Source organism: Corallincola platygyrae, from assembly GCF_039544265.1.
Taxonomy (GTDB): domain Bacteria; phylum Pseudomonadota; class Gammaproteobacteria; order Enterobacterales; family Neiellaceae; genus Corallincola; species Corallincola platygyrae.
Window position 1 is genome coordinate 52,198 of sequence record NZ_BAABLI010000012.1, and the last position, 25,588, is coordinate 77,785.

The window sequence follows — 25,588 nt, forward strand, 5'->3', positions numbered from 1 at the left end:
CCCCGCTTTCTATTCTAAAACGCTGAATCAGTCTTCGACTTTGACGCCCCAGACATCATGCTCATCGGCGTGAATAATCTGCGCCCACACCATGTCGCCGGGCTCAACATCAAACTCATCGGTCAGATAAACTTTGCCATCTACTTCAGGTGCATCCATATAGGAACGTCCTACAGCCCCCTCGCTGTTGACCTCGTCGATCAACACCAGATACTCCTGACCGATACGGGCCTGTAGTTTGGCTGCACTGATCTCGGCCTGCACCGCCATAAAACGTTGCAGTCGATCTTCCATCACCTCTTCAGGAACATGGTCAGGGAATTCGTTGGCAGTAGCACCTTCAACAGGTGAATACTTAAAGCAACCTACACGGTCCAGCTGCGCTTCGCGCAGGAACGCCAACAGCTCCTCAAACTCTTCTTCTGTCTCACCGGGGAAACCGACGATAAAGGTAGAGCGGATTACCAGTTCAGGGCAGATCTCACGCCACTTCTTAATGCGCTCAATCACGCGTTCAGCACTGCCGGGACGCTTCATCAATTTGAGAATGCGTTTGTTGGCGTGTTGGAAGGGGATATCCAGGTAAGGCAGGATCTTACCTTCCGCCATCAGTGGAATAATTTTGTCGACATGTGGGTAGGGATACACGTAATGCAGACGCACCCAGATCCCCAATTTAGCCAACTGTTCACACAGTGCCTGCATCGAGGTTTTTACTGGCATACCATCAGCAAAATCCATCTTATGTTTTACATCCGCACCATAAGCAGACGTGTCTTGAGAGATCACTAGCAGCTCTTTAACACCCGCCTCTTTTAGCCGTTTAGCTTCCGACAACACGCTGCCCACAGCGCGTGAATCCAGATCACCACGCATCGAAGGGATAATGCAGAAAGTACATCTGTGATCACAACCTTCGGAGATCTTCAGGTAAGCAAAATGCTTAGGCGTCAGCTTCACCCCATGGTCAGGGATTAGATCCACAAACGGATTATGTTTGGGCTTCTCCAAATGTTGATGTACCTGGTTCAATACTTCTTCGTAAGCATGGGGCCCGGTCACGCCCAGAACATTGGGGTGGATCTCAGTGATATCGTTCTCTTTCGCGCCTAAACAGCCCGTCACGATCACTTTGCCATTTTCAGCCAGCGCCTCACCAATGGTATCCAGCGACTCCTGTACCGCGCTATCGATAAAACCACAGGTATTAACGATCACCAGATCCGCATCATCATAGGTGGGAACCACGTCATAACCTTCGGTACGCAACTGGGTCAAAATACGCTCGGAGTCCACCAGGTTTTTTGGGCAGCCCAAACTAACAAAACCGATGCGGGCATTTCCCTCTGCGCTAGCTTCGCTTTTCGCGGCAGCGGTATCCGTGGCTTTGGCCTGTTGCTCCATGACCTTCCTAGGCGTATCCATGGTGGTGGTTTGTTTAGGGTCAAAAGTGTTTACGGTCATGGCTTAAAACATCCGGCGCTTGAAAGTGCGCGGATTATACAGAAAAGCAATGGGGTGTGCAGATTAAAAAACGACCAGATAAAAGTGATATTTCGACGTAAACGAGCGGCAGTTTTAATCTCAGAGGACGACTGTACACACCGTGAAAGAATAGACTCACGGTGTCCACAGCTATCGACTAAAGCAGTTAATTAGTTCGCTTGTGCATGAGCGGCAGCACGGAAAATGCTGTTGGTCAGCAACACATTTAAGCCCTCAACATAGGCTCTGTAAGTCGGCGTTTGGGTGTAACCAATCACCATGCCATCGCCCATGGGTTGATGAATTAATACTGGCTTATAAGCCAGCTGCGCCCTGCTCTCTTCCCACAAGTAACCACTGGCAAGTACCTCATCTTTTCCAGCGAACCAGACCAAGTTCTTACCTGAGTCCAGCTTTATCGGCGTATAGATGTCGTTGCCAACAGCCACCGTCACCAACTTTTCAGCAACGCCCGCGGTTAACCAATGCTCCTGATCCACCTCGATGTTTGCTAATACGCCGGTTACAAAATCTGGAGAGGTTTCAGGCTCAACGATGGCGTTGGCCAAATCTTCTCGTTTTTCAAAAATCTGACCTGCCACTTTGCTTTCGTCAGATTCTTCTTCGCTACCCGCTGATGCCTCTTCACGGTAAGCGAACTCACGCTGAACATTAAGCAGTCCGTTGTCAGTATCGGTAGTGAAACGATTGGCCGTTCCTAACGCGATCAGAACACCGCCGGCTTCAACCCACTGCTTTAAATTGGCTGCGCCAGATTTGCCTAACGCTTTGCCATAATTACCGTCTGGTAAAACAAGGACCTGATAATTACTTAGATCTGCTGATGCCAGATGCTTGGTTCGAATGGCCGTCACCGGATAACCCAACTGCCTTTCAATCACAAAGCGTGTGTTACCGGCACTGGTGGTGTTGGTGGGTTCATCCCAGGCCATGGCGATTTTCGGTGCGATCATATTGACCGACTTACCACTGCCAAAGCTTGGCCCTTGTGTAACCCAGCTAGTATCTACACCTTCGACAATGGCACCTGTTTGTTGAGCTATCTCGCCCAATTTAGCCACCAGCGCGTCATCATTCGCCGCCTTTTCAATAATCAGCGTGCCACCGGGGTAACGGGTTTTACCATCAAGTACAAAGGCTTCATCGGCGCTTTTCAGTTTGATACCTGCGCGCAGTGCTGAGGTTAAAAAGCGGCCCGCTGCCATATCGCCCCATGGCACCAAGTATGCGACCTTGGCGTCTGGGTTTATCAGCTCACCTTCCAGCTTCTTGTTGGCTGCAACCAACACGCTGTCTGCACTCACCGCTTTCTTACAGGTGTTGGTTTCGACATTGAACATCATAGGTAGCGACCAGCCGGTCACGTCGTAGATCTCATCATCCAGGTTGCGAGTACGTCGTCTTTCTTGCTCTTTGAGAAACTCGACTGACATATCCACCTGGTCTGTGAACGTCATGGTGACAAATTTGCCGCGCGGTTGCGCCGTATCGATGAAGTAACTACCCGCTTTGTAGCTAACGCCGCAGGCTTTAAAGTCTTCGCTGGCTTGTTTAACTTCCACACCATGCTCTGCCATCAAGGTAGCCAGGCGGTGGTTGCCTTCACGGTTAGTGGTATTAGGCATGATATAAACACGCTCTTTGCTCTTCTTACCCTCTGCAATGGCATTGACCTGGTATTGGTAAAAGTCGTAGAGGATCTTTTCTCGGGCGATGGCAGTACCTTCAGCCGTGGAGATTGAAGCAACAAACTGGCGCTGAACAGTATCCCAGAACGTTAGAAGCTTACCGTCCTTGCGCAAAAAGTTATGACCCCGCGCCGAACCTATCTCATAAGTTGAAGCAGACGCGCCATAGAAGGTAGGCCAGCTGTCGCCATAACCTGGGTAGAAGGCATCGAAGATCTCACGGGTAAAGTAGTCAAATCCAAGTGCATCAAAATGCTTGGCATGATTTCTACCGATCGCATCCATATTGGCGATTTGGGTTTTAGTCATGTAGGGGTTAAATGGTTTTGCGGCAGGGGCAAAATAGTAAGTTTGGTCCCCACCCATTTCATGCACGTCCACCACTACCTGTGGCTTGTGTTTGTTAAAGGCAGCAATTCGTCCTTTTGATTCCGGCTGGGTGATGGCCAACCAGTCGCGATTCATATCGAACAGATAATGGTTAAAACGCCCTCTTGGCCATGGCTCATTATGTTCAGCACTGATCCGGTCGGCACTGTGCTCCATACCAACAGTCGCATAATAACGAGAGGTGAAACGCTCTAACCCATCTGGGTTTTGCAGTGGATCGATAAACACCACAGTGTTTGCGAGGATCGTTTTGTTCACTGCATCTTCAGGGGCAGCCAACAGGTGATAGGCGGCAAACATGGCTGCGTCGGTGGCGCTGATCTCGTTGCCGTGAACGGCATACTGCATCCAAACCGAAGCAGGTAACTGTTTTATGATTTTCTTCGCCTGCGATGAGCTCGTTTTACGCGGGTCAGCCAGCAACAGCGTAGTGCTGGAAATTTCATCTAATTTGGCAAGATTATCCGGGTTAGCAATCGCAGCATAAATCAGTTGGCGACCTTCCCAGCTAACCGCGTAGTGATGCAGTTTAATTCTGTCTGGTGCTACTCTCTCTAACGCTTCGAAGTAGCGCAGCATCGCGCTGTGATTGGAGATGCGCTCGCCCGCGTTGTAACCCAGCACCTGTTTAAAAGTGGGAATAGCTGGGTCGTATTTGGCGCCTGGCCAAAACTCTTCTGCGACAGCACTCAAGCTGGTCAACGCAAAAGCGCTACAGAGCAATAATGAGGTGAATATTCTTTTTATCATGAACAATTTTCCATGTAATTACTGCGCAATTCGATTGACGATGAAAAACGAGAGCACAGTTTTTCACGTACTGAGGGGTTAGTCATCACTGACGTCTGGTTTATGGGCTTTTTGTCGGTGTAGTCAGAGAAGCTAAGGGCTTACCCATTATCAATACAACCACCACAAGTTAGACCGCAACTCTTCACTGCTTAACACCGCGCCGAGTTTGCCCCGGCGGTTCGCCCATGTTGCTGCGATAAGCTTTGCGAAACGCCACTTCAGATTGATAGCCACAGGCTTCAGCGATATCCAACATTGATCGGTCACTGCTTACCAACAAGGTTTTTGCTTTCTGCATACGCCATTGGGTCAGGTATTTCATAGGCGTTAGCCCAACCAGTTGATGAAAGCGTTCAGCAAAGTTAGTGCGCCCCATCGCCGCCACCTGCGCCAGGCTCACCAGGTCCCAGCTTTGTTCTGGTTGTTTATGTATGGCATCCAGTACTTTGCCAATTCTGGGATCGAACAGTGCCGCCAACAGGCCACTGTCCATGCCCTCGGCTATCTGCAACCTGAGAACCTGCACAAACAGCAGATAACAAAGCTGATTCACTGCGGCATAACTTCCCGGCTCGGCGTTTTCCAGCTCCGCCACCATCAACTGAATAAGGGTGCGAATATTGGGATAACGACTCTGCTCCCCCAGCTCTAACACGATCACATCAGGCAGGTTATCCAGTATCGGCGAGTTACCCAGACTCTCGAAATCAAAGAAACCACAAAGCAGATTAATCGCAGGGCCGTCGGACTCAGAGCCCGGATCATTAAGCCGAACATCAGCGCTGACCTCGGTTTCACTGGATACCAGATGTTTTACGTCATGGGGAAACATCACCAGGTCACCTGCTCTTAGCAGCCTTGGCTCGGTCCCCTCAATATGTAACCAGCCCTGACCCGAACCCAGCATATGAAACGGGATCCGGCGTTGCCCGGAGGTATCTACCGCCCAATGACCGCAGAAATCGGCGTGCACATAGACTTCCGCCCGCAACTTCAAGCTATGCAGCAGTTCACTCAGCGGGTCCTGATTCTTCAACATAACGGTCTCTCGTTCCAAACAGGCTTCAGGCTCACAAAAGATATAATCGTACTAATGGTTATATTTTGCGAATTTTAAAGCATTATTAATTCAGCCTCACCGAACTATAGTCTCTTTCGAACGTTACTTGAACCACTTTCATTAACTGACTGACGAAAGGAACAGACCATGAAACTCATCAATATCCTCAAGCGTGCTACCGCTGTTGTTGCCATTGCATTTGCGGCTATCTCTGCGGCTCACGCGGATACACCAACCACCCGTGACGACGGTGTCACCGTGATCCACCTGGATGAATACAACGGCTATTTCTCAGCCCACGAAACTGTGGCTGGCCTAAAAGCGGGTGAATACGAGTTTGTTATCACCAACAAGGCAGAGAAGCTGGTCGGCTTCCAAATCCAACGCCTGTCCGACAAAGAGACGCTGGACATGTTTCCACTGGAGCCGGGCGAAACCCGTATCAGCCGCGTCACCATAGGTGAAGACGGTGTGCGTTTCCGCTGCCCAATCAACCCAACACCTTGGTACGACCTGGATGTAATCAAGAAAGGTTAAAGCGAGTTTAGATTTCACGCGGATTTCAGCGGCCCGGTTCTCCCAAGCATCTGGCTGGGTCGCTGAAAACAAAGCGCAACCACTAGCACTGATCCGCACACTGAAAACGGAGTAGAAAATGCCCGAGATAACTATCTACACCAAAGACTACTGCCCCTACTGCAAAGCAGCGAAGCGCCTGTTGACCAGTAAAGGCTTAGCGTTTGAAGAGTTTGATGTCACCCATAACGCCGAATTACAGGCGGAGATGCGTCATCGCAGCCAGCGCCGCACCGTGCCGCAGATCTTCTTTGACCAGCAACACATCGGCGGCTGTGACGACCTTTACCGTTATTTCGACAATCAATGAGTTTGTAATGATAAGGAGGCCCCATGAGCCAACATCTCACAGAGGTAAATGAGCAGACGTTCCCTGAACTTCTTAAATCTGAACCTGCACTGCTGGTGGACTTCTATGCGCCATGGTGTGGCCCCTGTAAAGCGTTCACGCCAATACTCGAAGAGCTGGCCGCGGAGTATCAGGACAAAGTAAAACTGGTGAAAGTGAATGTGGACGAAAACCCGGATCTCGCCAGCCTGTTACGCGTCCGCTCAATGCCAACCTTGGTGTTCTTTAACCAGGGAAAAATCGGAGGTGCCAATGTTGGTTTGCTCTCGAAAGGACAAACCACGCAGTTTATTGAGCGTCACCTGGCAGTCTGACCTGACTCTACACAAAAAAAACACCTGAGCCCTTAATGAGACTCAGGTGTTTTACCATCAAGGTACTTCACCCAAAAATCAGGCGATCTCTTTCGCTCGATAGCCCTGACACAGATTTTTTTGTTGTGGCACAGGGACGGGCTCAAAATGGCTCAGCGCCATAGTGAAATGTCCTTCACCTTTGGTTATCGACTTCAGGCGTTGTGAGTAATCACTGATCTCACTGAGCGGTGATTTGCAGTGCACTGTGGTGCGGCCACTGTTCCCAACTTGGGTATCAGTAATCACGCCACGATGGCTTGCCATATCGCCGGATAGATCGCCCATAGCATCTGCAGGTACAGTCACCACCAGATCAACAATGGGCTCCAGTACAACGGGCTTAGCTTTAGACACCGCTTCCAGAAATGCCTTGCGCCCTGCGGCAACAAAAGCGATCTCTTTAGAGTCCACCGAATGGTGTTTGCCATCGGTCACTGTCACTTCCAGATCCTGCATTGGGAAACCGGCAATGGCACCCTCATCCATAATCTGTCGCACCCCTTTCTCCACCGCAGGAATAAACTGGCCTGGGATCGCGCCACCCACCACTTTATCCACAAAGCGGAAGCCCTCACCTCTTGGCAAAGGTTTAATAGACAGTTGAACTTCTCCGAACTGTCCGGCACCACCGGTCTGTTTTTTGTGGCGATAGTGGCCGTCAGCCGCTGCGGTGATCGTCTCCCGATAGTCGATGCTGGGCGTGCTGGTCTCCACAACCAACTTGTACTGATTCTGCATCTTATTAATCGCGGTTTTCAGGTGGAACTCACCGATACCGGTCAACAGGGTTTCGTTTAAGCTCACCTTATGAGACACACTTAAGCTGGGATCTTCGGCGGTGATCTTATCCAGCGTTTCCCATAGTTTCTGCTCGTCACCACGCCGACTGGCCTTAATCGCCATACTGAACATGGGTGGTGGCATGGTCAGACTCTTCAGATGGAAATGGTCTTCATCGTGAGAGTCGTGGATCACCGCATCAAAGGTCAGCTCATCGACTTTGGCAATGGCCACCAAATCCCCCGGATCAGCCTGGTTTATCTCGACTCGATCCTTACCTTGCAGGCGGAACAGATGACCCGGTTTAAACGGCTTACGTTCCTCACCTATGTACAAAACGCTATCCGGCTTCAACTGCCCCTGATGCACACGCACCAATGCCAAACGCCCCATAAAGGGATCAATCACGACTTTAAACACATGGCCGATAGCATGGCTTTCCGGCGCATAAGACAAGGTAACCGGCTCATCGTAATTCATAAACAGCGGCGGATTACCTTCCAGCGGTGTTGGCATCAGCTCAGCCAACACGTTCAGGAGGGCATCCACTCCTGCACCGGTGCGTGCAGAGACAAAACAGACGGGTACCAGATGTTGCTTGCGCAGTGCTTTTTCAAACGGATCATGCAGCTGTTCTGGCTTGAGTTCACTGCCTTGCTCCAGATAAAGCTCCATCAGCTCTTCATCAAGCTCAACAACCTGATCGATCAAGGCGTCATGGGCGCTCTCGACAGTGCCAAATGCGGGCGTGCGATCGTATTGCGGTTCAAAATAGCAATCGATGACGTCGTCGCCATCAGCGGTAGGCAGGTTGATCGGCAACAACGTCGGACCAAACGTGGTTTGCAGTTCATCAAGCAAAGCCGCCAGATGTTCTGCATCGCTATCGATCTTATTGATGATCACCATGCGGCACTTTTTACGTTCGCCTGCTGTTTTAAATAGCTTTTCGGCAACGTTGCCAACACCTTCAGTCGCATCAACCACCAAGGCACAGCTTTCTACAGCCGGCAGCACACTGATGGCTCGACCAATAAAGTCGGCTGTTCCCGGTGTATCTAACAGGTTCACTTTATGTTGATGATGGGTGAAGTTGAGCCAGCTGGTGTCGATCGATTTTTGCAGTTCGCGCTCTTCCGGATCGAAGTCGCTGACGGTGGTACCGCGGTTTAGTTCGCCAAGGGTATTGATGGTGCCTGTATGAAAAAGAAGTTGTTCGCTAAGGGTAGTTTTACCTGCGCCACTTTGGCCAAGTAGGGCGATATTTCTGATGTTATCTATGCTCATTTGAGGCGTCTCCGTGGAGTTATATTTTTATCGGAAATGCAGTCGAGGGAGAGCAACCCTCATCGGGGCCAATTGTGGCTGTGGATCAAGCGCCATCTGGAGACAAATCCCGTAGATGGCGCGGCTGATTTTGTCATAGCCAAATACCTCTGTTACGGAGATTTAGCCCAGTGTGCGCCTGCCCTTAGCCGAGTTCGTTGACATCGATCAGTCATCAAGACGAATAGCGGGTTCGAAACCAAACCACGGGAAAGTAAAGCAATGCCCCTGCCAGGCCACAGTAATAACATAGCTTATGCAGCAGTGAGACGGAGATCAGGCCGAGAAAATCATTTGATTTTGTGAAGGGAAAGAAGGGTTCAACATCGGCGTGCATAATACTGTCGAGCAGAACATGGCTGAAGCTACCAACCAGCGCGCTAATAACACTTACCCACCAGCTTATCGGCAGGTATTGAATCAGTCCCATGAGTTTTAAGCCAAGCTCGGAGAGATATTTGCCGGTTAACGCGGCGATAGCAGCAATCAGTACCGCGCCGATATAGGTATGGGTGAATCCATGCAGATGCCCTTCGCCACTGATCAGAACAATCAGCGGCTGAATATCCATCACTATTTGGGTCCAACCAAACACCATCAGGCTGAAGCTGCCCTGCATCAATGCCTTGATGGCGATACCAGGACCCATGTGGACCGGGGTAAAAGGCATGGGCTAGTTAAAAACCCGATCAAGAAATGGCATGACGTAGCCTTTTTTATGGGTAGTAAATGCAGAGTAATAGGTTTGCTCACCCAGCAAATAGCGATTCACTTCCCAACGCATCGACTTCGCCATAGATAAGGATTTAAACGCCATCGCCAGTTGGAAACCCAGGTAGCAGATCAAGACAACGCCAAACCAATCGCTGACCGCCATACCCTGTTGCGATACGTTTTGATAAAGCATCTGCGCGGTCGCAAACGTCAACAAAGCAATAAGAACAAACTTAGGTAAGAGCAGCGCGTGATAACGACGAATCATAAGGTCTTCACTGGTGAAGTGAAGATTTTTAAGGGTATTGGAAACCTCTTTTACCGGGATGCCATTGAGGTACACCATCCACCGGTTCTCTGCAGATTCCACCAAAACATCCGAGGATTCGCGCCAGCGATGGATGACCATGGAGACAACAACCGAATAAACAAACTTCACCAGTAACAGGTAGCCCAGAGCGGCGGGGTAGCCAGCCACCGTAATTGCCATACAGGCAATAATCATTACCCCAAATTGGGTCGGTCCGTAATAATCACTGGCACTACTCATATTGACTCCTTTCAAAGCATCATCCAACAGATTACTAAGGTTCAGTGTATCGGTTATTTGTAAGTAATTTCAGTGAACTACCACAAGTTTCAGCTCGCAGTAGAGATGTACAAACCAAATCCTATGGAAATCGACTGCGTGATGAAAAAAGCAAGCATGAAGAGTGTTTCCCCATGCCCGCTCTAGTGCTTAGCCAGTACTAACTGCTCTTAGGGCAAAGCTATTTCAACATCACTAAGTACTTTACTGCTGCACGCCAAAACAACACCTGCTTCAATTTCTTCCGGCGTCAGAGTCATCTGGCTGTTCGACTCCACGTCACCTTTGACTACCTTGCATTTGCATGAACCACAAACACCCGAACGACACGCACCTATAATAGGTAATTGCATCTGTTCGGCGGCTTCAAGCAGGCTACTCTCTGGTGCTACCGTCGCCGACTTACCGAAACCTGGCACTTCGACAGTCACAACATCAGCGCTGGTATCGGATTCGTTTAAGTTCGCGGTCTCACTAGATGCTGGCACTTGGCCAAAGCTCTCCATATGGTAGCGGCTCATATCAAAGCCACGGCGTTCAAGGCAGGTTTCCAGCAATGCCATAAACGGGGCTGGCCCGCAGGTGTACACCGCCCTCCCAGTTAACTCTGGCACCAGTTTTTGAAACAGATCCTGATCTAATAAACCACTGTGATATCCAGCCTCTGAGGTGTCAGATAAGACGATATCCAGCGTCAAATTGGCATGAGTTTCAGTGAGCAGATTAAGCTCGTCGCCAAAAATCAGGTCCTTACTGCTGCGGGCAAAGTAGACAAAGTGAATACTCGCCTGACTTCCCGTATCCAGAAGGTAACGTGTCATCGACATCATTGGCGTAATACCGCTACCCGCGCTGACAAACACATAATGTTCACTCTGGGTGCAGTCCGCTAAGTTAAATGCACCCGCAGGATCGGATAGAGCGAGATTCATGCCTGGAGCAAGCGTATCAAGCAGGTGGTTAGAGACTACGCCACCATCAACTCGTTTGATTGTCACCGCCATAGAGCCCGGCCGAGATGGGGTTGATGAAAGCGTATAAGCTCTCTGCTGAACCACTCCGTCAATCTCAACCTGTACCGTTGTAAACTGACCCGGCTTATAGGCGACACCTTTGGCATCAAACAAAAATGTCGCAGTATCGTGAGTTTCCTGAATACGCTCACGGCAGCGCATTTCGGATATTGCAGGATTCATCATATTCAATTCCTGAAGCTCGCCGCAGGCCATAATCCTGCGACGGACAAGCGAAGGTAAGTTAGGCGCTCAAGCAATCAGCCAAGTCTTGCTCAACTGTGGTGATCAGCTTCAAGCCGGTCATCTCGTTTAGCGCGGTTAACAGATTGTCGGTCAGGAAAGCTGGGGCCGTAGGGCCAACCCGAATATCTTTAATGCCGAGAGACAGCAGGGTTAACAGAACCGCAATCGCTTTTTGTTCAAACCAAGAAAGAATTAACGACAGAGGTAGTTCATTCACATCACACTCAAACGCTTCGGCCAGCGCCAGCGCCAACTGGATAGCTGAGTAGCTGTCGTTGCATTGGCCCACATCTAGAAAACGTGGGATGCCGTTGATATCGCCAAACTCCAGGTCGTTGAACTTGAACTTACCGCAAGCCAGGGTCAGCAGCAGGGAGTCATCAGGAAGTGCTTTCGCCAGTTCGGTGTAATAACCACGTTCCGCTTTATCACCGTCACAGCCACCGATCAGGAAGAAGTGTTTAATATTGCCTGCTTTGACTTGATCAATGACCGCAGGCGCCGCAGCCATCAGCGCATTGCGCGCAAAACCTGTCGTGGTGTAGTGCGGGATCTCATCATATTTGAACCCTTCCAGCGAAAGCGCCTTTTCAATCACCGCGCTGAAATCATCACCGTCAATATGCTTCACACCCGGCCAACCAACAATGCTGCGGGTAAACAAGCGATCTGCATACTGCCCTACGTTCGGGTCGATAAGGCAATTTGATGTCATCACTATAGCGCCCGGAAAATTGGCGAACTCTTTCTGTTGGTTTTGCCATGCAGAGCCAAAGTTACCGACCAAGTGCGGATACTTTTTGAGTAGTGGATAGCCATGCGCTGGGAGCATTTCACCGTTGGTGTAAACATTGATGCCTTTACCTTCGGTTTGCTGCAGGATCATCTCCAGATCACATAGATCATGACCAGAGACCAAAATCGCCTTTCCCTTTACCGCTTTCATGTTGACCTGTACTGGCTCAGGGTGGCCATATTTGTTGGTCTCACCTAGGTCCAGCATCTCCATCACGCGGTAGTTGAGTTTACCGATTTCCATTGCCGTCGCTAGCAACAGCTCCATTTCAGTCGGGTCGTTGCCCAGTAGCGCCATAATGCGGTGGAACTCCGCAGCAACCTCGGCATCAGTCTGTTCAAGGATGCGCGCGTGTTCCATATAAGCGGCCACACCTTTTAAGCCATAAAGACATAGCAGGCGTAACCCCAGAATATCTTCGTTGATTGACGCCAGACCTCGGTTGACAGCTGCATTGGGCGCTTCCGCTAACAAGGCGGCTTTGTCTTCTTCAAGGTCCCACGTTGCCGCACCGTCCAACTGTTCTGGCGCAACGCCAGACAACATACAAGCGTGCTCGTAACGAACTTTTAAGCTATTCCGGTAGCCTTGAGCAGAACGAATGAATTCGATAAGGCGTGCTTCGTCAAAGTTAACGTTGGTGAGGGTGGAAAAGAAGGCTTTGGCGACATAGCTATCGATCTCGCCATCAACGATATTAAATTCCCGTGCCTTCAAGGCGTAGGCCGACACGCCCTGCAACATGTAAACAAGTACATCCTGGAGATCAGATATGTCTGAGGTTTTGCCACACATACCCTGTGCGTAAGAGCAGCCGTTACCTGCCGGGGTTCGAATTGTGTGCTCACACTGAATACAAAACATAATTGGTTACCTGAAAATAGTGGCGAAAGCTCGTTTGCTAACGCCTGAAACAAAAACTGAAATCAGGTAATCAACTAATGTGCCAAAAATTAATATCGTTAATTATCAATACGATAATTAGAAACAAAAACAAGGTCGATGTAAAAAACACATCATCAAGCCGTTGTACTTATGACATCACGATGTGAAAAACACAACATACTTACGACTTTAAACCCAGCCGCTGAGCCAATCGGTAGAAGTTGCCACGATCCATTTTCAGCGCTTTCGCGGTCTGCGACCAGTTGTGCTGATGTTCATCCAGCGCTTGTTGGATAAGCTGACGCTTGAATGCTTCCACTGCCTTGGTTAGTCCCGCTTCAGGAACAGCGGAGCTGGCAGCTGGCGTATCAGCCTTCTGACTGGATCTATTCTCTAACGGTGCAGTCGCCCCATCACCCAAGTCGAGATGGTCAACATCAATTCTCACTTTGCCTAATCCTGGCTGACGGGCTTTGAGACTGGCGCGTAATAGCAGGTGCTCTAACTCTCGTACATTTCCCGGCCAGTCATACTGCATAATCGCCTGCAATGCCGAGGGGTGCAGAGCCACTAGCTCCATACCCAGTTTATGCTGAGCCTGTTCGAGGAAATAACCAGCTAATACGGGAAGGTCTTCTTTATGCTCCCGCAAGGGTGGCACAACTAATGGAAACACCCGCAAACGATGATAGAGGTCACTACGAAAACGGCCACGAGCCACCTCGTCAGCCAGATCGCGATTAGTTGCAGCGATCACACGCACGTTAACCTGTAGGTTGCGATCCGCGCCCACCCGCTGGATCTCCCCCTGTTGCAAAGCACGCAACAGCTTTGCCTGCAGGCCAAGCGGCAGTTCGCCAACTTCATCTAAGAACAGGGTACCGCCATCAGCCAGTTCAAATTTTCCCATGCGATCGCCGTCGGCCCCAGTAAATGCGCCCTTAACATGACCAAACAGCTCACTTTCGGCGACGCTTTCTGGCAATGCCGCACAGTTTACATGCACAAGCGGCGCGCTGACTCGGCGGGACTCCATGTGCAATGTGCGGGCGACCAGTTCTTTGCCCGTCCCGGTATCACCGGTGATCAATACGGATAGATCAGAGCCTGCCACCATGCGGATCTCTTCCCGCAATTTTTCAATAACGGCACTGTTGCCTATGATCTCCCCTTCCCGGCGACGGGCTTCCTGCACCAGTTCCTGTGCAATGGCTTGCTGCTGTGCTTGGGCCTGGCGTAATTGCTCGACCAATGCGACATTGCGAAGTGCTGCGCCAGCAAGGGCTGAAAATGTCGCGATCTGCTCATCACTGATCTCCTCAAACACCCCCACCTCGAGGGCGTCTAAGGTCAAAACTCCGACCAAGTTATCTTCGGCGTACAAGCTGCAACCGAGGCAGGCATGGACATCCAGCTCCCTTTCCGTATCCAATGCCAAGCGACCATCAAATGGGTCCGGGAGCTGGCTATCATCAGGGAATCGAATAGGCAGTCTCGACGCCATAATCACTTGCAATCGTGGATGGTGCTCCGGTTTAAAGCGCTGACCAAGCAGTTCAGGGGCTAAGCCGTGCAATGCGGCAGGAACTAGTTCGTTACCGTTGTATACGAGCAGCGCGGCAGCATCACAAGGGAACACACGGGCAACCGATTGAATAAGGCGTTGGTAAAGCGCCTTAGCAGGCATAGAAACCGAAAGGTCAAGTGCGATTTCAAGGATCGCTTTATCTGTATCTAATCGAATGGACAATGCCGTTCCTTACCAAGCATCGAGAGGGTAGCAGAGCTTGAGCCTATTGTGAGCGAAAGAAAAGTGCACGAGCTATTTTCGCTTTTTTATGTTCATTCCAATCAAAATGCCGCCATAAAGGAAAACGACCCAGAGTGAAAATGGCACGACAACCCAAACCTTAATATCGAAAATGGATTTGATTCCGAGTAGGCAAACCATCAAAACCAACGAAACAAAACAGATCAGAATTCCCTTCTCATGCTTTTTCATTCTTCACGCTCCATCGTAAGAACAAGGTTTACCCAAATACCACTTCCACACCCTGCTGCTTAACTACTTCAATATCACCTGCTGGGGCGGCTTTATCGGTAAGCAACAGGTTGATGCTGGCAGTATCGCCAATGGTCGATGGATAGATCTGGCCGAACTTACTGGAATCGGTAAGTACGATATTACGGCGGTTTTTCGCCAAAATCGTCGCGGCTAAATCCGCCCGCATCATATCGCGGCTGGTAAAGCCGGTGTCTTGGTGAAAACCATCAATACCAAGAAACGCAGTGCTGAAATGGATGTTCTCGATGCAAAGCTTGGTCAGCGGGCCGACCAGGCTCTCTCCCTGATGTTGGTATACACCACCCAGCAGAATGATATTGGCAGACGAGTTGCGGATCAGATGGGCGATATACGCCGACGGCGTAATGATGGTCACGTCACCACGATCAGCCAGAGTGCGGGCTAACAACGCATTGGCGCTGCCACCTTCAATTAATACGGTTTCGTTGGGTGCAACCAAGTCGGCAGCTTTGTTTGCCAGCGCCTGCTTGATATCGAAGCGCACCTCTAACCGGGAATCCAGATCATCACTTTCCAGCGTCATGGCGGCACCATGAACCCGTTTCAGATACCCCTGTTTCTCGAGGAAGTTAAGATCCTGACGAATGGTTACACCGGATACTCCGAGGCTTTCCGACAGCTCGGTCACCTGTACCCGCTTACGGTCATTCACTAACTGAAGAATTTCGCTTTGTCTTGGATTCACCGGGCACCCTCAGAGACACTTAAGATTGATACACATAACACTGATACACATAGACAGAGAGGGCCAGTATAGCCCTCTCGTTCTTTCATATGAAACTCAAATGAAACGCTTAGTTAAAGTAGATCAAAGCTCATGTTCGGTACGAGCGATGATGTCGTCCTGAGCATCGGGTGACAGCGCGGTAAAGAACGCCGAGTATCCTGCGACACGGACCACCAGATCTCGATATTGCTCCGGGTTTTCTTTTGCTGCCAACAGAGTATCTCTCGACACGATGTTGTACTGCACATGCCAGCCTTTATGGTGGTTGAAGAAGGTACGGATCAGCATCGATAGTTTGAGCTTATCGCTCTCTGATGCCACCGCCGCCGGAGACAGTTTCTGGTTCAGCAATACGCCCCCCAGGATCTGGTTGGCCTGGATCTTACCGACCGAGTTATAAACCGCGGTGGGTCCTAAACGGTCAGAGCCAGACGAAGGACTCGCCCCTTCCGCCAGCGGAGTTTTGGCCTTGCGACCATCCGGCGTGGCCATGGTAGACGCACCAAAGGGCACATTTGCAGAAATACTGGAGGTGCCTGCGTAATACCCACCACCGATAGGGCCACGGCCGAAGCGAGTATTTACAAACTGCTGCAGTTCGTCGATATACACCTGATACGCTTCAGCCAACAAAGCGTCCACTGCGTCATCATCGTTGCCGTACTTAGGCGCGAAGTTAATCAGTCGCTGACGCAGTTGCTCCTGCTCGGCACCGACAAAGTCTTCGGCCAGTGCTTTGGCGAGCTGAGGCTGACTTATTTGAGCCTGACCGTTTAGAGGAGAGTCAAATACAAGGTGCTTGATGGCAGCAAGGCTGTTACCCAAGTTAGCAATGCCTACCTGCAGACCGGAAACCCAATCGTACTTAGCACCGCCCTCTTTCACAGTTTTTCCACGGGCCAGGCAATCATCCACCAGAGATGAACAGAAGATATCCTGCGCCTGCTGTTCCAGCACCGTATCCACCACGGTATCTATCTCTATCGACTTACGGGTATAGAAACGGATCTGCTCCGCCCAGGACTCAGTGACGTCGGTGAAGCTTTCAAAATTGCCTTTTGCCAGCGACTTATCGTGAGGCAGAAACGCCTTACCCGTGGTGGCATCAATACCTTGATTCAGTGCCGCCAGCAGGATACGGGCGAAGTTGATAAAACTCATACCGGTACAGCGATAACCCCACTTACCCGGTACCGCCGTTTCGATACAACCGATGGCGGCATAGTTGTATGCGTCTTCGCGCTCGACACCCAGCTTGATGAACTCAGGAATAACAATCTCATCGTTGTTAAACGCTGGCATACCAAAGCCACATTTAATCACTTCGATACAGCCCATCAGAAATTCCTGATCCAGTCCTTCGTGATAACGAACGCTTAGGTTTGGCTGCGTCGATCTCAGCTGACCACAAGACTCAAGAATGGCCCAGGACAATGGGTTCACCGCATCTTCCGGCTCACCGGCGGCATTCAATCGCTGCCCACCGATACAAACGTTTTGATACAGCGGCGAACCTGCTGATGCCTTTGAATGGGCGCCAGAACGGATCTTGTTGACCTCCAGAAGTTTAAGCCAGCAGCTCTGCAGCAACTCCAGTGCAAACGCTTTTTGAAGCTTGCCACTAGATAGATCCAACACGTAAAACTCATTCAGAAACTGGTCCATGCGGCCAAACGATACCGAGTGACCGTTCGACTCGATCTGCAGCATCAACTGTACGAAGTAGCTCAGCTGCAATGCCTGCCAGAAACTCTGCGGCGGCTGGTGAGCGACATGGCGGCAGTTTTCAGCAATCATCGCCAGCTCTTGCCTACGTGACTCCCGCGGTTCTGATTTCGCCATCAACTCTGCCAAATCGGCATAGCTCAGCATGTGCTGCTGAATGGCCGTTAAAACAATCTCCACCGAGTGATAGAACTGCTCTTTTTTCAGTCCATCAAATGTGGCCACATCGTTCGCCGCACGGTGTGCGCGCACTTCGGCGATCAAACCATCCATGCCCAGCGACAGGATCTTTTCGTTATCTACCGCAAGATGCGCATCACCCGAGGTCATATTGCCTTCGGCTTTAATGATGGTGCTGGCCAAAATCTCCTGCTGCTGCTCGGTAAACATGCCATAACAACGGTCCTGTACCGTTTTGCCACGCCAGTAAGGCGTTAACTGATGAATGCTTTGTTTGTCCTGCTCGGTCACGGCAAAACCGGCACCGGGACGATCTGCCAGCTCATCGATCTCCGCTTCAATCCAACGCACGGTATATTCGGGAAATATTGGCGCTGCACGCACTTTACTGGCCTGGTTCCCCACGATCAGCTCGTCATGTTTAATCCAGATAGTGCGGGTACGCAGATGCTCCTGCAGTGCCAATGCCCGCTGCAATATCACCGGCTTGTCTTCGTTGGCCTGATAAGCGCGGGTATACGCTTCGGCCCGCTCAGTACAGATGGGTGGCGTAACAATGTTTACCAGCGCCGACTTATGGGCTTGGATACGTTCGGGAAGAAAATTCAGGTCCATGGTTAACCTCTTACAATCACGTTAAGTGGTGTCTGTTCACTTGCGTAGGCTTGCGCCCACTGCAGCAGTTCGGGGTTGTTCAGCGGCTTGTCTGAACAGAAATAGGGCATGTCCAACAGGCGGTATTTATTGATACCTAAGGTGTGATAAGGCAGCAGGTGCAGCTCACGACAGTTTTCATTTGCGTTGCTGTCGCCAGACGGATTTAGACCTGCAGCAAAATCCAGAATCGATTGAAGCTCCTGTTGGGTGTCGTTAAAGCCAGGTACCACAGGCACTCTGATCACGATGCGTTTGGCGATACCCGACAGTTGGCGGAGATTCTTCTTGATCCGTTTCAGCGAGCCTTTGGCCCATTGCAGAAACTTGTCGTCATCTGTGTGTTTCAGGTCCAGCAGCCAACAATCAATAAAAGGCGCGACCTTAGCAATATTGTCCCAAGGCACGTGCAGACAGGTTTCGATGGCGGTGGACACACCCACTTGCTGTAATCGCTGAGCCAGGTCTGCCACCAGCGCGGGCTGCATCAGTGGCTCACCGCCGGAGAAGGTCACGCCACCGTTGCTCTGGTCATAAAACGCCTTGTCTTTCATCAACTGCTCAAACAGGGCATCGGCCTCAGCCTGCTCACCACAGACAGTCAGCGCCTGAGTTGGGCAGACTTTTTCCAGCGCGATAAGCTGTTGTTCAGTGATCGCCTGACGGTGAATGGTTAAACCTTTGTCGGTTCTGGTTATGGCTGGGCACATCTGGACACAAAGGTCACAGTCGTCCAGGCAGCTGCGCTGGTCAAACAGCAGGGAGTGTTTGTGACTGCGACTCTCAGGGTTCTGGCACCACGGGCAAGCCAGGCTGCACCCTTTCAGAAAAAGCAGGGTGCGTATGCCATCACCATCATGGGTGGAGAATCGCTGAATATTGAAAAACATCTCGGCTCCGCTCAGTGTCCAGATTTACTTTATTGAAATCTACAAACTTTCATTTGAAACTTCAATTGATCAAAATCAAACCAGCAGAGGGTTGTCAGATCTATAGTGCAAACAACACTAGGCAACGAGATAAATAATCATGATTGAACTGTATCTGGATACGGCAGATGTCGAACAAGTCGCACGCTTCAGTAAGTGCCTGCCACTCAAAGGGATCACTACTAACCCGACCATCCTGGCACAGTCCAATAAAGGGCTTAACCAGACGCTGAGAGATATGAAAAGCGTGCTCGGCAACAATCCTACCTTTCATGCTCAGGTGATCAGTCAAGATGTACAAGGCATGGTGGAAGAGGCAAAACAGCTCAATGAACTGCCTTACGATATGGTAGTGAAAGTACCCGCCACAGAAACCGGGCTGGCAGCCATAAAGCTGATGAAGCTTGAAGGAATAAGGGTTCTGGCCACCGCTATCTACTCAGCCCAGCAAGGATTTTTTGCCGCACTGTGTGGCGCTGACTACCTGGCTCCCTATGTGAATCGGATTGATGCCATTAACGGATGCGGTATCGATGTGGTGGCTGATTTGCAGATACTGCTGGACCAGAATGGACTGGAAACCAAGATCCTTGCTGCCAGTTTTAAGAACACGCAACAAGCGATGGAAGTGATGAAGCTGGGCATTGAAGCGATCACGCTGCCCGTAGATGTTGCCGCGCAAATGTTTGCGCATCCATCAGTAACACCAGCAGTGGAGCAGTTCAGAACCGACTGGAAAAACAGCTTTGGTGATAAGCTTTCATTTGAAAGCTAATTAATTGCAAAAGCGCGGCAATGGCCGCGCTTTCTGCTTCCAGTATTAATATAAAGACTAATCGCTGGTTTGGACGCCGTCCAAATTACCCCAGGGCTCCAATGCAATATCCTGCACCCCATTCCAAAAGATGATGGGCAACGGATTAGGATCGACATACCCCGCAAATGTTGAATCCTCAATGACATCAGACGGCAGCGCATCAAACACCAACAGCTCGGCGAACATGACGTTGCTGTCGTATTTCAAGATATCGGCCACCTCCCCCCAATAAACAAAGTCATTGGCTTCCATCCACTCAGTCATGGGGGCGGTACGTAGAATCCTATCCTCGCTGGGGTAAGCAATGGACACATCCACGGTGATCTGTTCATCGATATCCAGCACTTCGATCAAGATGCCATCCGTTTCATCCACAACGTAGTCAAAGGCATCAGATGGCGGCTCAATTAACAGCCCCAGTTGATTTGGATCTGTCAGATCCATGCCCGGGATATATCGCTCCAATGCTATCAGCGGGTCAAAGCCACCAGCGTTGGTTTGTGCTTCCAACACGCTGAATCTGGGTTTTGGCTCTTCCTCATCAGGATTAATCACGTAGGTTGACCATTCGGCTCGGAACCCGTTCAGGTTCTGTCCCGCTGACTGGTAAACGTTCAGTGATACCGCATAGACGGATCGTTTCTGTTCTGGATAAAAGCGTATTTTGGCCAGCTTAAAATGGTCTGGTAAAAAGGCTGCTTCAAAGGCTTTCACCTTATGGTGAGGGATCTCGAAGTTAATGAAGATCGCCATTGGATCTTCAAACAGGGAGAAGAATAGTTTGGGCTTTTCCAACCCAGCGTAGATCTGAAGACCTTGGTAAAGATCCTGAACAGCGAAGTACAAGGTAGGCAGTTGTGGTGGCGGCAATACCTGTGGCTGCGTTTGCGCCACGCCAAACAGCGTATTGAACACCGATTCAGGGGGCTCCCCCTGCAGCACACAACCGATCAGGTTTGAAAACAGCTGAGATGCGTTGGCAGATGCAAAGGCAGCGGCACAAATGCCCGGCCCACCTTGTGTCACCTGTACCGGCGCGGTGGTGGGCTGCATCATAAACTCGCTTTTGGTGGCGGTCAGCAATGCTTTAGTGCCAGGCAACAGGAACTGGCTCCAGGCAAAGTCGTGTTCCACGTTTAGCCGGCGGGACTTCAGCGCGTAAAAGCCACCACTAACGGAGCTGCCGTCATAATAAACACGGGCAGCACTGCCCTGGGGACCAAACAGCCTTTCACCTGCATCAAGAAATGCTTCAGAGAAACGCAGCTTTTTGATCTGTTTCGGCTCGCCCGAGCGACGCTGTTTTATCGGTACCGACCAATTCAAACTCCCTTCTTGCGCAAGCAGATATCCCTGCCACATACCATCATCCACGGTTGATGAAACTGGCGTGGGCACAGCACTGAACAGTGTCAGCAGGTCGGTGCCAGGAATCGCTTTATAGCTGGCGAAGCGGTATAGCTGCGGTTGTTGCAAGCCAGGTACGCTGACAAACGTCTTAAGCTCAATTTTTGTCCCCTGCTCCGCTCGGCTGGTTTCACCAATATCGGCGATCACATAGTAGTGTTCTGGATACCAGGCATTCACCAACCAATCGAGCCCTTTATCTCGCAAGTAACGCTCCAGCTTGGCGTTCAAAGTTTGCGATCCCAATACCGTCAGCGGTCTGGATTTAGCCAATGCGAACGGCGGTGTCAGGCCAATGTTAAAGGCAAAGCCAGCCGCTTGTTGTGGGTCGACTTTCCACACCAGCAGTCCACGATTTTCCACTTCATAGGGGAACACCGGGGGTTCCAGGCCGGAGATAGTCGACTGCGAGAACGCAGCAGCTAAGCGACTCCCACCAAAGATATTATTTCGGATCTGGGTGAGTATGAGCTTTTCATCAGAGGTCAGCGCGTGGGCATTGGGTGTGTAAAAGGTAGTGAGCAGTGTCAGTTGGAACAGTACGGCGGTTAACAGCGAATACAGCTTAATGACTTTCATAACGTGTCCTTATGGCGCAAAGCAGGCTATCGAGCTCCGGCAACCACAGAAAACAGACCCGTTTTCTTGTCAGAACAACTTCTCAACACATTGCTAATTCACTAGGTTTAGGCGAATAGATCAGATCGCGCCAATCTAGACGCCGGGTATATTTGCAGGCAGTGAAATAGAGATAGGTGTACAAGGTTTAGCTAAAGAAGCTTCAACAAGCCGCTTCAACGCGATTACGGCCGGCTTCTTTTGCTTGATAAAGCGCTTTATCACCTCGATGTAAAAGGTCTTCAATAACACGTTTATTCGTTTCTGAGGGTCGGACACTAGCCACACCAAAACTGCATGTAGACCTGATCTCAGACTTCTCATGCATTAGCTTATGAAAAGTAAATTGCGTCCTGATTCTGTCTGCGACGGCTATTGCCTCTCTTGTATCACAGCCGGGAAGCACGATGACAAATTCCTCTCCACCGTAACGTGCAATCCAATCTATTTCTTCCCGCAGGTTGCTCCTTGCCAAAGCCGCAAACCCTTCGAGCACCCTATCGCCAACATGATGACCGTAAACATCATTAACTCTTTTAAAATGGTCTAAGTCGGCGAACACGACACTTATCGGGTAGGACATACGCTCTGCTCTGGCGAACTCTTTTGGCAGAAACAGATTAAAAAAGCACCTATTGCGGCAACCCGTGAGCTCATCCAGGTAGGACCTTTCCTCTACTTCATTTTTCGAATGTACCAAGCGTTTGGCCATTGAGTAAGAAAAGGTGGAACAGAGACAAAAATACGCCATCGTAAAACCACCAGCCAGAACTTCACCAAGTAGCCCTAATGACATTACTTTCAGAGGGCCGTAGATCAGAAGGCCTGCGCCAAATGTTGCTGTTAGCAAAAAGAGGTTTCTTACCAATAGCTTGGGCCCTGCAGACACTAAACTATTGGAAGCATTAAAAGACAACAGTGCGGTTAGCACCATGCTAGCTGGAAACTTAAGCGCGTAAAAAGCAGAAAACACAGCATCAACAGATAGATTAAAATGCTCGGCTTTTTTTGAATTGATAAATCGGGGCACCACATATCTGGCAATACCGGGCCAAGTAACAGCAAACAATAAGATCCAGATATTGCTTACAGATAGCAGCTCGACGCCAAGAAGGTGCCAGGAAAGTAATAGCATCCCAAGCATGCCAAAAAGGCGAGCAGGAAAGTTGAATTTAACAATCGCGTGAACATTGTCCCCGACGTTGGCAAGTGTCACTGGTTTCGATTCTCTTAGGCACCCTTTGTCGCTATCAACACACCTATCACTTCTTAGGCTCATTTGGGCGTACCACGCTTAGAATGTAAAAAACGTAACAAGATCCTAGCGTTGTTGACCAACCAAAGTTTTGACCCATTCCTAGAAACGAAGAAAAAAGAGCTGCACTCTAAAAACAACGATCAAAAAAGCGAACACGGGCCACCATGTTCGCTTGTCCGCTGACTCAGGCTTATTAAGGTCTGGACTAAACACTAAGCCTGTACTGCTTTGGCAAACTCTTTTGCAAAGGCTTCAAAACTACGGGCTGGTTTACCCGTGGCACGTGCCACATCATCTGTCACGCAGGCGTAGTGACCTTCACTGAACCAAACCATAATCTCTGCCAGATGCTCTGCCAGCCAGTCATCCACACCCGCTTGTTTCATTTCTGCGGCAGCGTCTTCACCAGAGACAGCGACATAGCGGATTTCTTTACCCACAGCCCGGCTGATAATGTCAGCCTGCTCAGCAAACGTGAGCGCCTGCGGGCCAGACAGTTGATAGACCTCGCCCTCATGCCCTTCCTGGGTCAACGCGGCTACCACAACGGCGCCCACATCACGAATATCGACCACACTTTGTTTGGCATCTGCCAACGGCAGGAAGAACATGCCCATCTCATTAATGGTTGCCAGACTGCCGTATAAATTCTGGAAGAACGAGTTGGGCTGCACCAGGGTGTAGTTGATGCCAGACGCTTTCACCATCTCATCTGTTGCCGCATGAACACGAATGATTTCTGAGCCAGCATCGGCTTTTGCACCCATGCCTGACAGTTTCACGATCTGCTGGATACCTGCTGTCTTGGCAGCGGTCAGCACGTTTTCAATCCACTGGCGATATGAAGGATGGGCTGGCATAGCGACATAGATTTTCTTAACGCCAGTCATCGCCTGAGTCATCGCCGTGATGTCACCGTAGTCTCCCAAGCGAATCTGGCTATCTTCTAAATCAAACTTAGCGGCGGCTTCAGCCTTACGCACCATCACGCCAAAATCTGCATTTACCTGCTTAAGCTGATTCACCACTTCTGAACCTGTGTTACCTGTTGCACCGAGTATCAAAATATCCATGGGAGACCTTCTTTATTGCCTGTTTGCTGTCGATGTGGAGACTATAGATAATCCCTTTTAAATTGATTAGATGGTCATTTCGGGCTTTACTATCCCGTATTCGGGATAACACTCACTGCAGAAAACAATGTAAGCGACGTTAGATGAGAGAGATTTCCGGCCTGCCCCTGTTTGCAAAAGTTGTAGCACTGGAGAGCTTTGCAGAAGCCGCGCGCCAGATGGGGGTGCCCACCACCACAGTGAGCCGAAAAATCCAGCTACTTGAAGATGAACTGGGCGGCAAACTGCTAAACCGAACCACTCGCTCACTCTCATTAACAGAACTGGGGGAGAGAGTCCTGCCCAAGGCTCAGCTTATTGCCGACACGGTCACCGAGCTGCAACATGATGCAGACCAGCTCAGTGGCGAGCCGATAGGCACGCTGACAATCACAGCGCCACGCGCGCTCAGTCAAAGCCTGATCGCTCCGCTACTGGGCGAGTTCCTGACCCGCTATCCCACTATTCAGGTCAATCTATCAACGTCTAACCGTTTTCAAGACCTGACCAAAAGCAACATCGACTTTGCGTTCAGGCTGGGCCCGCTAAGTGACTCCTCGTTGGTGGCGTTGCCACTGTCTGAGGTCAAGTATGTACTCTGTGCATCACCAAAGCTGGTGAATGATATCGCCGAGTTATCTCGCCCCGAACAGTTAAGTCAGCTGCCCTGTATTCGTAACCATGTTGAGGGTTACTTCCTACCCTGGCAGTTCAATAACGGCAGGGAACAGTATGAACACCAGGCCGCTGCCCATGTGATTTGCGATGACTTTCTGGTGAGTCGCCAACTAGCCCTCGATGGTGTGGGCGTAAGCTATCTGCCCCACTCTTTGCTGAAACCACACTTGGATGAAGGCTCTCTGGTAAGCCTGCTGGAAGCTTGGATCCCACAAAACAGAACCATGCTGCTGGTATACCCAGACAGGCGCCACCTGCCCTTGAAATCACAACTGTTTGTTGAGTTTATGAAGGAGAAACGCCAAGCTTTTCTTAATCTTCTGAGTTAATC

The 25,588-nt window shown here is 50.3% G+C and carries 20 protein-coding genes; 5 read left to right on the forward strand and 15 right to left on the reverse strand.

What is annotated here, in order from left to right; all coding sequences use genetic code 11:
- Window positions 1-27: 27 nt before the first annotated feature.
- The 3 genes from rimO to ABEA14_RS10160 form a co-directional block, all read right to left on the reverse strand.
- A complete protein-coding gene (gene rimO, locus ABEA14_RS10150) occupies window positions 28-1,464 on the reverse strand; it encodes a 30S ribosomal protein S12 methylthiotransferase RimO (RefSeq protein ID WP_345339877.1) in 1,437 nt (478 codons plus the stop codon).
- Between the two features lie 191 nt (window positions 1,465-1,655).
- The gene (locus tag ABEA14_RS10155; RefSeq protein ID WP_345339878.1) at window positions 1,656-4,334 is read right to left on the reverse strand and encodes a M14 family metallopeptidase; all 2,679 of its coding nucleotides are present in this window, start codon (window positions 4,332-4,334) and stop codon (window positions 1,656-1,658) included.
- A 184-nt stretch (window positions 4,335-4,518) separates the two neighbouring features.
- Window positions 4,519-5,415 (reverse strand): AraC family transcriptional regulator, encoded by an 897-nt coding sequence (locus ABEA14_RS10160; RefSeq protein WP_345339879.1) that lies wholly within the window; start codon window positions 5,413-5,415, stop codon window positions 4,519-4,521.
- A 168-nt stretch (window positions 5,416-5,583) separates the two neighbouring features.
- Between ABEA14_RS10160 and ABEA14_RS10165 the strand changes: the two genes are divergently transcribed.
- The 3 genes from ABEA14_RS10165 to trxA all read left to right on the forward strand — a co-directional run bounded on the left by ABEA14_RS10165 (window position 5,584) and on the right by trxA (window position 6,675).
- Window positions 5,584-5,973, forward strand: a complete 390-nt coding sequence (locus ABEA14_RS10165; RefSeq protein ID WP_345339880.1) for a hypothetical protein — start codon at window positions 5,584-5,586, stop codon at window positions 5,971-5,973.
- Window positions 5,974-6,091: 118 nt separating this feature from the next.
- Window positions 6,092-6,322: a glutaredoxin 3 gene (gene grxC, locus ABEA14_RS10170; RefSeq protein ID WP_345339881.1), complete on the forward strand. Its 231-nt coding sequence runs from the start codon at window positions 6,092-6,094 to the stop codon at window positions 6,320-6,322.
- A gap of 23 nt (window positions 6,323-6,345) precedes the next feature.
- Complete coding sequence (gene trxA / locus ABEA14_RS10175; protein ID WP_345339882.1) at window positions 6,346-6,675, forward strand: thioredoxin; 330 nt, start codon at window positions 6,346-6,348, stop codon at window positions 6,673-6,675.
- Between the two features lie 78 nt (window positions 6,676-6,753).
- On the opposite strand, the gene fusA is transcribed toward trxA, so the two are convergent.
- The 9 genes from fusA to ABEA14_RS10220 form a co-directional block, all read right to left on the reverse strand.
- A complete protein-coding gene (fusA, locus tag ABEA14_RS10180) occupies window positions 6,754-8,784 on the reverse strand; it encodes an elongation factor G (RefSeq protein WP_345339883.1) in 2,031 nt (676 codons plus the stop codon).
- A gap of 214 nt (window positions 8,785-8,998) precedes the next feature.
- A complete protein-coding gene (locus ABEA14_RS10185) occupies window positions 8,999-9,493 on the reverse strand; it encodes a metal-dependent hydrolase (protein ID WP_345339884.1) in 495 nt (164 codons plus the stop codon).
- A 3-nt stretch (window positions 9,494-9,496) separates the two neighbouring features.
- The gene (locus tag ABEA14_RS10190) at window positions 9,497-10,087 is read right to left on the reverse strand and encodes a hypothetical protein (protein WP_345339885.1); all 591 of its coding nucleotides are present in this window, start codon (window positions 10,085-10,087) and stop codon (window positions 9,497-9,499) included.
- Window positions 10,088-10,296: 209 nt separating this feature from the next.
- Window positions 10,297-11,325 carry an FAD-binding oxidoreductase gene (locus tag ABEA14_RS10195; RefSeq protein ID WP_345339886.1) on the reverse strand — a complete coding sequence of 343 codons (1,029 nt, stop codon included), beginning with the start codon at window positions 11,323-11,325 and terminating at the stop codon, window positions 10,297-10,299.
- A gap of 58 nt (window positions 11,326-11,383) precedes the next feature.
- Window positions 11,384-13,045, reverse strand: a complete 1,662-nt coding sequence (hcp, locus tag ABEA14_RS10200) for a hydroxylamine reductase (RefSeq protein ID WP_345339887.1) — start codon at window positions 13,043-13,045, stop codon at window positions 11,384-11,386.
- 202 nt (window positions 13,046-13,247) lie between these two features.
- Window positions 13,248-14,816, reverse strand: a complete 1,569-nt coding sequence (norR, locus tag ABEA14_RS10205) for a nitric oxide reductase transcriptional regulator NorR (RefSeq protein WP_345339888.1) — start codon at window positions 14,814-14,816, stop codon at window positions 13,248-13,250.
- Between the two features lie 280 nt (window positions 14,817-15,096).
- Window positions 15,097-15,837 carry a DeoR family transcriptional regulator gene (locus ABEA14_RS10210; RefSeq protein ID WP_345339889.1) on the reverse strand — a complete coding sequence of 247 codons (741 nt, stop codon included), beginning with the start codon at window positions 15,835-15,837 and terminating at the stop codon, window positions 15,097-15,099.
- 123 nt (window positions 15,838-15,960) lie between these two features.
- Window positions 15,961-18,399, reverse strand: coding sequence for a formate C-acetyltransferase/glycerol dehydratase family glycyl radical enzyme (locus ABEA14_RS10215; protein ID WP_345339890.1), 2,439 nt, complete (start codon window positions 18,397-18,399; stop codon window positions 15,961-15,963).
- A gap of 2 nt (window positions 18,400-18,401) precedes the next feature.
- Complete coding sequence (locus ABEA14_RS10220) at window positions 18,402-19,328, reverse strand: glycyl-radical enzyme activating protein (protein ID WP_345339891.1); 927 nt, start codon at window positions 19,326-19,328, stop codon at window positions 18,402-18,404.
- Window positions 19,329-19,467: 139 nt separating this feature from the next.
- Between ABEA14_RS10220 and ABEA14_RS10225 the strand changes: the two genes are divergently transcribed.
- Window positions 19,468-20,142: a fructose-6-phosphate aldolase gene (locus ABEA14_RS10225; RefSeq protein ID WP_345339892.1), complete on the forward strand. Its 675-nt coding sequence runs from the start codon at window positions 19,468-19,470 to the stop codon at window positions 20,140-20,142.
- Window positions 20,143-20,199: 57 nt separating this feature from the next.
- Here ABEA14_RS10225 and ABEA14_RS10230 read toward each other — a convergent pair whose 3' ends face one another.
- The 3 genes from ABEA14_RS10230 to ABEA14_RS10240 form a co-directional block, all read right to left on the reverse strand.
- Entirely contained in the window at window positions 20,200-22,170 is a 1,971-nt protein-coding gene (locus tag ABEA14_RS10230) for a hypothetical protein (protein WP_345339893.1), read from the reverse strand.
- Between the two features lie 202 nt (window positions 22,171-22,372).
- The gene (locus ABEA14_RS10235; RefSeq protein ID WP_345339894.1) at window positions 22,373-23,488 is read right to left on the reverse strand and encodes a GGDEF domain-containing protein; all 1,116 of its coding nucleotides are present in this window, start codon (window positions 23,486-23,488) and stop codon (window positions 22,373-22,375) included.
- A gap of 191 nt (window positions 23,489-23,679) precedes the next feature.
- Window positions 23,680-24,540 carry an SDR family oxidoreductase gene (locus ABEA14_RS10240; protein ID WP_345339895.1) on the reverse strand — a complete coding sequence of 287 codons (861 nt, stop codon included), beginning with the start codon at window positions 24,538-24,540 and terminating at the stop codon, window positions 23,680-23,682.
- Window positions 24,541-24,683: 143 nt separating this feature from the next.
- Between ABEA14_RS10240 and ABEA14_RS10245 the strand changes: the two genes are divergently transcribed.
- Entirely contained in the window at window positions 24,684-25,586 is a 903-nt protein-coding gene (locus ABEA14_RS10245) for a LysR family transcriptional regulator (RefSeq protein ID WP_345339896.1), read from the forward strand.
- The last annotated feature ends 2 nt before the right edge of the window (window positions 25,587-25,588 follow it).

Bases quoted from the DNA above. Each gene is read 5' to 3' on its own strand.
- rimO (WP_345339877.1), bottom strand. From the start codon at position 1,464: ATGACCGTAAACACTTTTGACCCTAAACAAACCACCACCATGGATACG.
- ABEA14_RS10195 (WP_345339886.1), bottom strand. From the start codon at position 11,325: ATGATGAATCCTGCAATATCCGAAATGCGCTGCCGTGAGCGTATTCAG.
- ABEA14_RS10235 (WP_345339894.1), bottom strand. From the start codon at position 23,488: ATGAGCCTAAGAAGTGATAGGTGTGTTGATAGCGACAAAGGGTGCCTA.
- ABEA14_RS10185 (WP_345339884.1), bottom strand. From the start codon at position 9,493: ATGCCTTTTACCCCGGTCCACATGGGTCCTGGTATCGCCATCAAGGCA.
- ABEA14_RS10160 (WP_345339879.1), bottom strand. From the start codon at position 5,415: ATGTTGAAGAATCAGGACCCGCTGAGTGAACTGCTGCATAGCTTGAAG.
- ABEA14_RS10215 (WP_345339890.1), bottom strand. From the start codon at position 18,399: ATGGACCTGAATTTTCTTCCCGAACGTATCCAAGCCCATAAGTCGGCG.
- ABEA14_RS10245 (WP_345339896.1), top strand. From the start codon at position 24,684: ATGAGAGAGATTTCCGGCCTGCCCCTGTTTGCAAAAGTTGTAGCACTG.
- ABEA14_RS10165 (WP_345339880.1), top strand. From the start codon at position 5,584: ATGAAACTCATCAATATCCTCAAGCGTGCTACCGCTGTTGTTGCCATT.
- ABEA14_RS10230 (WP_345339893.1), bottom strand. From the start codon at position 22,170: ATGAAAGTCATTAAGCTGTATTCGCTGTTAACCGCCGTACTGTTCCAA.
- ABEA14_RS10155 (WP_345339878.1), bottom strand. From the start codon at position 4,334: ATGATAAAAAGAATATTCACCTCATTATTGCTCTGTAGCGCTTTTGCG.
- ABEA14_RS10240 (WP_345339895.1), bottom strand. From the start codon at position 24,540: ATGGATATTTTGATACTCGGTGCAACAGGTAACACAGGTTCAGAAGTG.
- ABEA14_RS10225 (WP_345339892.1), top strand. From the start codon at position 19,468: ATGATTGAACTGTATCTGGATACGGCAGATGTCGAACAAGTCGCACGC.
- fusA (WP_345339883.1), bottom strand. From the start codon at position 8,784: ATGAGCATAGATAACATCAGAAATATCGCCCTACTTGGCCAAAGTGGC.
- hcp (WP_345339887.1), bottom strand. From the start codon at position 13,045: ATGTTTTGTATTCAGTGTGAGCACACAATTCGAACCCCGGCAGGTAAC.
- trxA (WP_345339882.1), top strand. From the start codon at position 6,346: ATGAGCCAACATCTCACAGAGGTAAATGAGCAGACGTTCCCTGAACTT.
- ABEA14_RS10220 (WP_345339891.1), bottom strand. From the start codon at position 19,328: ATGTTTTTCAATATTCAGCGATTCTCCACCCATGATGGTGATGGCATA.
- ABEA14_RS10190 (WP_345339885.1), bottom strand. From the start codon at position 10,087: ATGAGTAGTGCCAGTGATTATTACGGACCGACCCAATTTGGGGTAATG.
- grxC (WP_345339881.1), top strand. From the start codon at position 6,092: ATGCCCGAGATAACTATCTACACCAAAGACTACTGCCCCTACTGCAAA.